This window comes from Brachyspira sp. G79 (assembly GCF_002379365.1).
In the GTDB taxonomy this organism is placed as follows: Bacteria; Spirochaetota; Brachyspiria; order Brachyspirales; family Brachyspiraceae; genus Brachyspira.
Genome location: NZ_JQIU01000008.1, coordinates 104,206 through 111,958, shown reverse-complemented (window position 1 = coordinate 111,958; position 7,753 = coordinate 104,206). Strand labels below are relative to the sequence as shown.

The following is a 7,753-nucleotide window of genomic DNA, read 5'->3' as shown; positions in this document are numbered from 1 at the left end:
ATTATATATGATAGAGTTCATTTTAAATACAAAAATAATATCAGGAAATAATGCTTTATTAGAATTAGATCTTTCAAAATCAAAGCGTGTTTCTATATTTACAGATAATAACATGCTTAAAATTGGGGCTTGCGATTCTACTATAAAGCTATTAAAAAATAAAAATATTAATTATGAAATATTTTCTGATATAGAACCAGACCCTAGTTTTGAAATAGTTATAAGATGTTTAAGCAAGATTTTGTCATTTGATTCTGATACTATAATAGCAATAGGAGGCGGATCTGTAATAGATACTGCTAAATCTGTAATATATTTTGCTTTAGAAGTTAATAAAAGAATGTCTGATAATTTAAAAAAACCTATTTTCATAGCTGTACCTACTACAAGCGGAACAGGCTCTGAAGTTACTTCATACGCCATAATAACGGATAAAGAAACTCATAGAAAAGTACCGCTTGTATCTAATGAAATGCTTCCAGACATAGCCTTATTAGACCCTCAGTTTACTATGACCGTACCTCCTAGAATAACAGCAGAAACAGGAATGGACGTTATGGCACATGCTTTTGAATCGTATGTTTCTGTGAATGCTAGTCCTTTTACTATGCCGTATAGTGAATATGCTATAGTTGGCGTATTCAATAATATATCTAAATCAGTTCATAATGGAAAGGATATTGATGCCCGTATAGCTATGCATGAACTTTCCTGTATAGCAGGGGTAGCTTTTAATAATGCTGGTTTGGGATTAATACATGCTATGGCACATGCACTTGGAGGAAGATTCAGACAGCCTCATGGAAGGGCTAATGCTATATTAATGCCTCATGTTATAGAATATAATTCCAAAAATTGTGAAAAATCTGCTAAAAAGTATGCTAAAGTTATAGATTTATTGAATGTAAAAAATATTGATGATGTTTCAGCCTCATGCGAAATATTAAAACATCTGATTTTAGAATTAAATAAAAATATAGGAATAAATCAAAAAATAACAGAATATGGTGTTGATAAAAATGAATTTGAAAATGCTATAGAAGAAATGGCTTTGAATGCTTTAAAAGATGTATGTTTATTAACCAATCCTGTTAAGCCTAGTTTAGAAGATGTGAAAAATATTTATAGAAAACTTATATAAATATAATCAAATATAATAAAAAACTGCAGAATTAATTATAAAAATATTTTGCATTTTTTTATATACTGTAATAATTTTATTTTTTTCAACTGATGAACTTTATATAGAATTATTGTTTTTTTGACGCACAAAAAAGTTTCAAAAAACGCAATTGTTATAACTTTGTATTTTATATATATGTATTAAATATATTGTAATACCTAAAATTTAGGATGCACCTTGCAAAAAACACACAGAACGGTGGGTAAAGCCATGCAAATATTTAAAATTAAAAAATTAATTTTTGACAAATTGTTTATGTATATACAAAAAATATAATATAAATACTTAATTATTTGAACAAACTACACGTAAAAATTTAGCATAGAAAGGCGTTGAGAAATTAATACAATCTCCTTTTAATGCAGATACTATTTCACCTTGTTTAGCTTCAGTTCTATTTTGATTACTCTCAGCTATCAGACTACCCTCTAAAACAATATAAATTTCATCGCTATTTAATACGCATTTTATAGAAGAAGCATTTAATTCCATCAATAAACATTTTAATACCCCTCTCTCATCAGTATTAAAAACATCTGTTATATATACATTTTTATCTATGTCAGACTGAACTTTATTAATATCTGAAATATTTTTCTTTATTATTTTCTTATTATTTGAATTATTTTCATCTTTATATCCAGAAGCAGTTCCAGTATGTAAAAAGGTACAGATTGTTTCTGACACAATAGAGTGAATATCTTTATTTTCCATAATCCGAAAAAACTCCTTTAGTTTTTATTTAAGGTATAATACGCCATAAATCGTTATGAGGCTTTGCGATAATAGTATATCTGCATTTACTATTTAATTTTTTTATAGCAATTTCAGCACTTTTTACAGCCTCTTTAATATTGGATATACTGCCTGCTATAATAATAACAACTATACCAGAACCTATACGCTCTTTATCTATAACTTCTACATTAGCCGCATTTAAAAGAGTATCCAAAGCACTAATAACCGCAACATATCCTGTAGTTTCTATTATCCCAATAGATAAATTCAAATTTTCCATTAAAAAATCTTTATAAATTTACTCTATTTAATACTTCAGTTATAACTTTTTTTATAATCTTTTCATCAGTGATATTAAGTTTATTAACCAAAATTTTTATAGTCTGTTTTACTATCTCAGTGCTGTCATCTTTTACATAAGAGCATCCGCAATTATCAGCAATATATTTTTTATAAACTATTTTTATCCCTTTTGATTTAATAATATCCATAGCACTTGGAGTAAATATCACATTATTATCAGCTTCTATAATTTCTGTATTATCTTTTATAAGATCATAAACATTCTGACTATTATAAAGTATTTTATTTTTATTCATAAATACACACTCCAAAATTATAAAATAGAATTATATAATTCATCTATAGGAGAAGGAAGTATACAATAATCAACAACAAGCCCATCATCTTCAGCCTTTTTAATTCCAGCCTTAACAGCCTCTTCAACAGCACTAATCTTACCAGTCATTGTAATATAAGATTTTCCGCCTATAGCAAAACCAAGCCTAACATTAACTAATGATACATCGCTTGCCTTAGCAGCATCATCAGCTCCCTGTACAGCAGAAGAAATAGAAAAATATTCTATAACTCCAATAGCCTCTTTAGGAAAATCTCCCAAAGTACCATTAATAGCTTCTATAACTGTATCATGAACATTTGCTATCACAAAAGAATTAATTACAGAATGCCCTCCAGCATTAAGAGCTGCATTTTTAGATGCTTCTACAGCACCTACATCTCCGCTGAATATAACAATATACTTTCCGGGGCATACAGAATGAGATCTCAAAATCTTAACATTTGCAGTTTTTCCTATATAATCTGTAACTAATATTCCCTTAGCTATGCTGTTCAATTCTATCATTCCTATAGACTTCATTTAATACTCTCCCCATTTATAACTATTTTTTCACTGTCAGCAGACTCTACAATACCATTAATACTAGAATGAATATTAGCGCCAACTTTATCCATTGGTACTGCAGCTATAATTTGACCTTCTTTAACTAAATCGCCCTCTTTAACTAAAGCCTCAGCAGGCATTCCTATATGCTGCCTTAATTCTATACATACTTTTGAAACTTTAATTTCTTTAGGATTATCCATGTCTGCTTCATCATGGGCATATTTATCCAATTCTAAAATTCTAGTAAGTCTGTTAGTTGATACCCTTCTATATTCTATAGATGGGTGTACCCCATAATCTTTTACACTCCTATCCAGTTTAATATTTGCTTTTCTCAAAAGTGATTTAATGTATATATTCATGTTTGAAGGATTAATACCCATAGGACAAGAATAAAGTTCGCATATACCGCACTCGCAGCAGAAATATGCTTCTTTAAGTTTGTCCAATACATTAGTACTATTATTTTCTATATTATCCAAATCCGCAAATGCAGAAGTACGCATAACCAAATGAGGATTAATTTTATGACCAATTAAATTTCTAGGGCATAACTCAGAACAAGCAGAACATTGTATACATGAACATTTAGCTAAAGAAATCATCTTATCATAATTGATATTTTTCTTTTTTACTAAATAATGATCACTATCAATAACTATCAAAGCCCCAGTTGTTTTCTTAACAAACAAATTATTAGTCTCTTTTATAGGATAATATCTTCCCATCATAGGACCACCTACTATAACGTATTTATCATCATCATTTACGCCAGACTGATATAAAATCTCTCTTAAATTAGCACCTATAGGAGCTTTGACAATAGAAGGTTTATATACTTCTCCTAATATTGACATATATTTTGAGGTTACAGGTATATCGCTTAGACTATCATAAATATTGCATAAAGTAGCGACATTAAATACAACACAGCCCACCTCCAAAGGTATGCCTCCAGCCTTAATAACTCTTTTAGTAATATTGTATACCAAAGTTTGTTCATCACCCAAAGGATAAAAACTTTTAAATGTCTTTATTTCAATAGGAGCATTCTCTTTTTTTATAGCTTCAGATAATGCTTCTATTTGCTTAGTATATTTTTTCTTAGTACCGATAATTATATGTTCAGCTGATATTTCATTACCTATAACAGTTAATGCTTTTATTATTTTATCAGCATATTTCAGCATTAAGAACTGATCCGTCTTTAATAAAGGTTCACATTCTGCTGCATTAGCTATTAAATATTCCACTTTTTCAGGCAATTTTATATGCGATGGAAAACCTGCTCCGCCAGCACCCACAATACCAGCATTATATATTTTTTCTTTCAAACTCATATATAAACCTTAATTTTTATTTATTTAAATCAACCTGATCCACTATTCCTACTATAACAGCATCTATAGGCAGCGTATCTTTATCACCCTGAGCATTTCTAGCACCGCTTCCAGAAGTAATAATAACTATATCGCCTATACCTGCTCCTATATAATCACAGGCTACAATAATATCCAATTCTTTACTAGTATCTGGTTCAAAAACTCTTGTAATTAAAAGTTTGCTTCCAGATAAAGCCTCTTCTTTTTTTGTGGCCCATACACTCCCTATTACTTTTGCTAGTACCATTAATAATTCCTTTTAATTTTATTCATTATAAACAATATTTATTTTATTTTCTTTTATATAATCCATAACAAGCGGTGTAATTATAACATTATTTTTTACCGCAATGCTTGAATAATCTTTAACAATATCCATTATATCAGTCTTAGTAATAACTTTTTTATCTCTAAAATCAAATGAAGATGATGAACTTTTAATTTTATTATTATTGTTTTTACTAAAATATGATAAAAAATTTTTGTTATCAAGTATTATAAGCCCGTAAGATTTTGCAGTATTTTCAAGCTCTAATAATTTAGAAAATAATTGATTAGAAGCCGTTTTTTTATAATTATCAAATTTATCATTATCTTTTAATGCTAAAACTTTTTTTCCATCTAATAAAGCATTAATTATAAAAGAAGTATTACTGTCTTTATATAAAAGATTAGATATAGAAGATATAATCTCAGCAGATAAATCATCTATTACAAACATACAATGATTATTAAAGTCGCAAGCATTATTAGATATATCAACCTTATATCCCATATTTTCTAATTCGCTTTTGAAGCAAAAACTACTATTATTTGATAGAACAAATACAGAATCTATGCATGTTTTATTTAATTGATTTATAACTTCTAGTACAATTTTTTTTAATACTAAATCGTCCATAAATTTATAATACTTCCTCTAATTTTTATTAATTAATCCTTGTTATTTTCAACCAAACTCATAGCTATACCCAAAGGAGTAACCAAAAAAGGATTTTTAGGCTTTATAGTATGCACATTAGTTTCCTTTTCAACAACATTTTCAAAACCATCCAAACATACTGTACCGCCAACCAAGCAAATTAAATCTACATTATAATCTTTTATATGCTTGCTTATTATACTCCCTACCTTTTGTATTACTGGAAGAACAATTCTGAATATCTCTTTTGAATTATTCTTATCTTTCTTTTTATTTTCTGCTTCATTAAAAGAAATACCATAATTTCCAGCAATAGTAAGAGTAAAATGCGTCCCACCAGTAGGCTCATCAGCAGTATATATCATTTTACCATTATTAAATATAGCAATGCCAGTAGTACCTCCTCCCACATCAACAACTGCTCCATTGTCTATATTTAATATATAGTTAGCAGCTTCAGGCTCTTCTATCACATTTAATACTTCAAACCCAGCACTTTCAGCTACATATCTATGCGTAGCAACTGATTTATTATTAACTCCTGGCGGCATAGCAATAGCAGCATTTACAAGCTCAACTCCAAGTCTATTTTCCAATTTTCCCTTTAATTCTCTAACAATTGAACAAGCCTTAGAATAATCAACAACAAGACCATCTCTTACAACTTCAGCATATTGAAGCTCTGTTGCTATAGGATTGCCTTTTGAATCTACAACTACCAATACAATATAAGCAGTACCTAAATCAACGCCTACATACAGTTTATCATTTATATCAAAATCACCATTTTTTTCTATACAGTCAGTCGTCCTATCTATAATAGAATCAACATATTCAAATGAAAAACTCATAAAATGATCTCTCCATATCCCTGACTAAGTAAACCGCATGCATTTGCCTCATCAAAATCTATATGCATAGCAGGCATAAATTTATCACTAACCCTTACAACAACCTCATCAAATATTAAAGATCTAATACCATAAACTTTAACTTTAACTATCTGACCGTTATACAAATTCCATTCTGAAGCATCTTTTTCTCTTAAATGTATATGTCTTTTAGCTACTATAACAGAATTTTTAGCTTCTATACTTCCATTTTTTCCAATTATAGTTATATTTCCAGCCCCCTCAAGCTGTCCCGATTCATTAATAGTTATATTTTTAATACCTAATGCCCTAGCATCAGATATAGATAATTCTACCTGAGTATTTTTTCTCACAGGACCTAATATAGCTATATTATTCATTTCTGACTTAGCACCAACAAGTTTAACACGCTCCTCACTTAAATATTGTCCGGGCTGTGAAAGATCTCTTTTCGGAGTTAAAGAATAACCTTTTCCAAACAATATCTCTAAATCACTTTGAGACAGATGTACATGCCTTGCTGATATTTCCACCTTTATGATTTTTCTTTTGCTAAGCTCATATTTAATGGAATCAGATATTTTATTAAAAAATGAATTATCTGTCATTTGCTTATATCCTTACCAGTATGTGCCATCAACATTAATATATAAACAGCACTGCTCATACGATTCAATAACTTTATAAGGTCATCTCTTTCATTTTTCAAAGCATTATATGCAATGAGTTCCGCTTCTCTAACAGCTGTTCTTATAAGATTAAGTTTAATAACGGTAAAAGGCATATTACAATTAACAAAAATATGATCGCATCCGAAATACTCTTTTGGGTGATGAGACATTTTTCTAATCTCTTCTTCTGTCAAATCAAATATGGTATCAAACTCTAAACTTTTATTTGAAACCTCAGAATATAATATAGTATGTATTAGCTTCTGATATTTTTTTAAGTATTCAAGCAATTTATCCTCATGTCTTTCTTTAAACTGATACTGTATATCAACAATTAAAGAAAGCAGACTGTCTAATTTTCCCCTTAGCATTATTCTAGGATGATTTTTCTCAACTAATACATTATCATATAAATGAGTATAATTTTCAGGTTTAGTATTCAATTTTTTATTTGTACTATAGTCTATATAATACTCCATATTTTCTATTTCTTTTATACCATAGGATTTAGGACTTGATGTAGAACTTCCTTCATTAAAGCTTACTGATTTTATTTTAAGTTCTATTTTGCGTGAAGCCAAATATTCTTTAGCAGAAGGAGTTACAAAAACCCCCTCTTCTATGAAATATTCTGATACATCTCTGTTAAGTATCTCGCTTCTAAGCATTTGTTCTGTTAAAACTTTCATAATAAACCTATTACTTTATAATTTACTCTTCTTTGCTGCTGTTATTAACCTTTGGAACTGGAAGAAGTGCTTCTACTTCTTCATGCGGTCTTGGTATTACATGCACA

11 protein-coding genes are annotated in these 7,753 nt (G+C 29.0%); 1 reads left to right on the top strand and 10 read right to left on the bottom strand.

Annotation, left to right across the window (positions count from 1 at the left end):
• On the top strand, positions 1-1,141 hold a 1,141-nt coding region (locus tag KQ44_RS02230; protein ID WP_240516434.1), incomplete at its 5' end, for a 1-propanol dehydrogenase PduQ.
• Between the two features lie 327 nt (positions 1,142-1,468).
• On the opposite strand, the gene KQ44_RS02225 is transcribed toward KQ44_RS02230, so the two are convergent.
• From KQ44_RS02225 to KQ44_RS02180, 10 genes are read right to left on the bottom strand one after another with little or no spacing between them, the layout of a single operon-like run.
• Positions 1,469-1,897 carry a transcriptional regulator gene (locus tag KQ44_RS02225; RefSeq protein WP_096736051.1) on the bottom strand — a complete coding sequence of 143 codons (429 nt, stop codon included), beginning with the start codon at positions 1,895-1,897 and terminating at the stop codon, positions 1,469-1,471.
• A gap of 28 nt (positions 1,898-1,925) precedes the next feature.
• Positions 1,926-2,201 (bottom strand): BMC domain-containing protein, encoded by a 276-nt coding sequence (locus KQ44_RS02220; protein WP_096736050.1) that lies wholly within the window; start codon positions 2,199-2,201, stop codon positions 1,926-1,928.
• Between the two features lie 10 nt (positions 2,202-2,211).
• Entirely contained in the window at positions 2,212-2,520 is a 309-nt protein-coding gene (locus KQ44_RS02215; protein WP_096736049.1) for a hypothetical protein, read from the bottom strand.
• Between the two features lie 17 nt (positions 2,521-2,537).
• Positions 2,538-3,083: a BMC domain-containing protein gene (locus KQ44_RS02210; RefSeq protein ID WP_096736048.1), complete on the bottom strand. Its 546-nt coding sequence runs from the start codon at positions 3,081-3,083 to the stop codon at positions 2,538-2,540.
• Entirely contained in the window at positions 3,080-4,450 is a 1,371-nt protein-coding gene (locus KQ44_RS02205; protein WP_096736047.1) for a 4Fe-4S dicluster domain-containing protein, read from the bottom strand. The genes KQ44_RS02210 and KQ44_RS02205 overlap by 4 nt, the downstream gene beginning before the upstream one ends.
• A 16-nt stretch (positions 4,451-4,466) precedes the next feature.
• Complete coding sequence (locus KQ44_RS02200) at positions 4,467-4,739, bottom strand: EutN/CcmL family microcompartment protein (protein ID WP_096736046.1); 273 nt, start codon at positions 4,737-4,739, stop codon at positions 4,467-4,469.
• Positions 4,740-4,757: 18 nt separating this feature from the next.
• Positions 4,758-5,393 (bottom strand): hypothetical protein, encoded by a 636-nt coding sequence (locus KQ44_RS02195; protein ID WP_096736045.1) that lies wholly within the window; start codon positions 5,391-5,393, stop codon positions 4,758-4,760.
• Positions 5,394-5,425: 32 nt separating this feature from the next.
• A complete protein-coding gene (gene eutJ, locus KQ44_RS02190; RefSeq protein ID WP_096736044.1) occupies positions 5,426-6,265 on the bottom strand; it encodes an ethanolamine utilization protein EutJ in 840 nt (279 codons plus the stop codon).
• The gene (gene pduL, locus KQ44_RS02185) at positions 6,262-6,894 is read right to left on the bottom strand and encodes a phosphate propanoyltransferase (protein ID WP_096736043.1); all 633 of its coding nucleotides are present in this window, start codon (positions 6,892-6,894) and stop codon (positions 6,262-6,264) included. Before pduL ends, eutJ begins: the two co-directional genes overlap by 4 nt.
• Positions 6,891-7,646 (bottom strand): ethanolamine utilization protein, encoded by a 756-nt coding sequence (locus tag KQ44_RS02180; protein WP_096736042.1) that lies wholly within the window; start codon positions 7,644-7,646, stop codon positions 6,891-6,893. Before KQ44_RS02180 ends, pduL begins: the two co-directional genes overlap by 4 nt.
• Positions 7,647-7,753: the final 107 nt, after the last annotated feature.

Excerpts from the sequence above, each read along its gene's own strand:
- KQ44_RS02225 (WP_096736051.1), bottom strand. The coding sequence starts at position 1,897 with ATGGAAAATAAAGATATTCACTCTATTGTGTCAGAAACAATCTGTACC.
- KQ44_RS02195 (WP_096736045.1), bottom strand. The coding sequence starts at position 5,393 with ATGGACGATTTAGTATTAAAAAAAATTGTACTAGAAGTTATAAATCAA.
- eutJ (WP_096736044.1), bottom strand. The coding sequence starts at position 6,265 with ATGAGTTTTTCATTTGAATATGTTGATTCTATTATAGATAGGACGACT.
- KQ44_RS02215 (WP_096736049.1), bottom strand. The coding sequence starts at position 2,520 with ATGAATAAAAATAAAATACTTTATAATAGTCAGAATGTTTATGATCTT.
- KQ44_RS02210 (WP_096736048.1), bottom strand. The coding sequence starts at position 3,083 with ATGAAGTCTATAGGAATGATAGAATTGAACAGCATAGCTAAGGGAATA.
- KQ44_RS02180 (WP_096736042.1), bottom strand. The coding sequence starts at position 7,646 with ATGAAAGTTTTAACAGAACAAATGCTTAGAAGCGAGATACTTAACAGA.
- KQ44_RS02200 (WP_096736046.1), bottom strand. The coding sequence starts at position 4,739 with ATGGTACTAGCAAAAGTAATAGGGAGTGTATGGGCCACAAAAAAAGAA.
- KQ44_RS02220 (WP_096736050.1), bottom strand. The coding sequence starts at position 2,201 with ATGGAAAATTTGAATTTATCTATTGGGATAATAGAAACTACAGGATAT.
- pduL (WP_096736043.1), bottom strand. The coding sequence starts at position 6,894 with ATGACAGATAATTCATTTTTTAATAAAATATCTGATTCCATTAAATAT.
- KQ44_RS02205 (WP_096736047.1), bottom strand. The coding sequence starts at position 4,450 with ATGAGTTTGAAAGAAAAAATATATAATGCTGGTATTGTGGGTGCTGGC.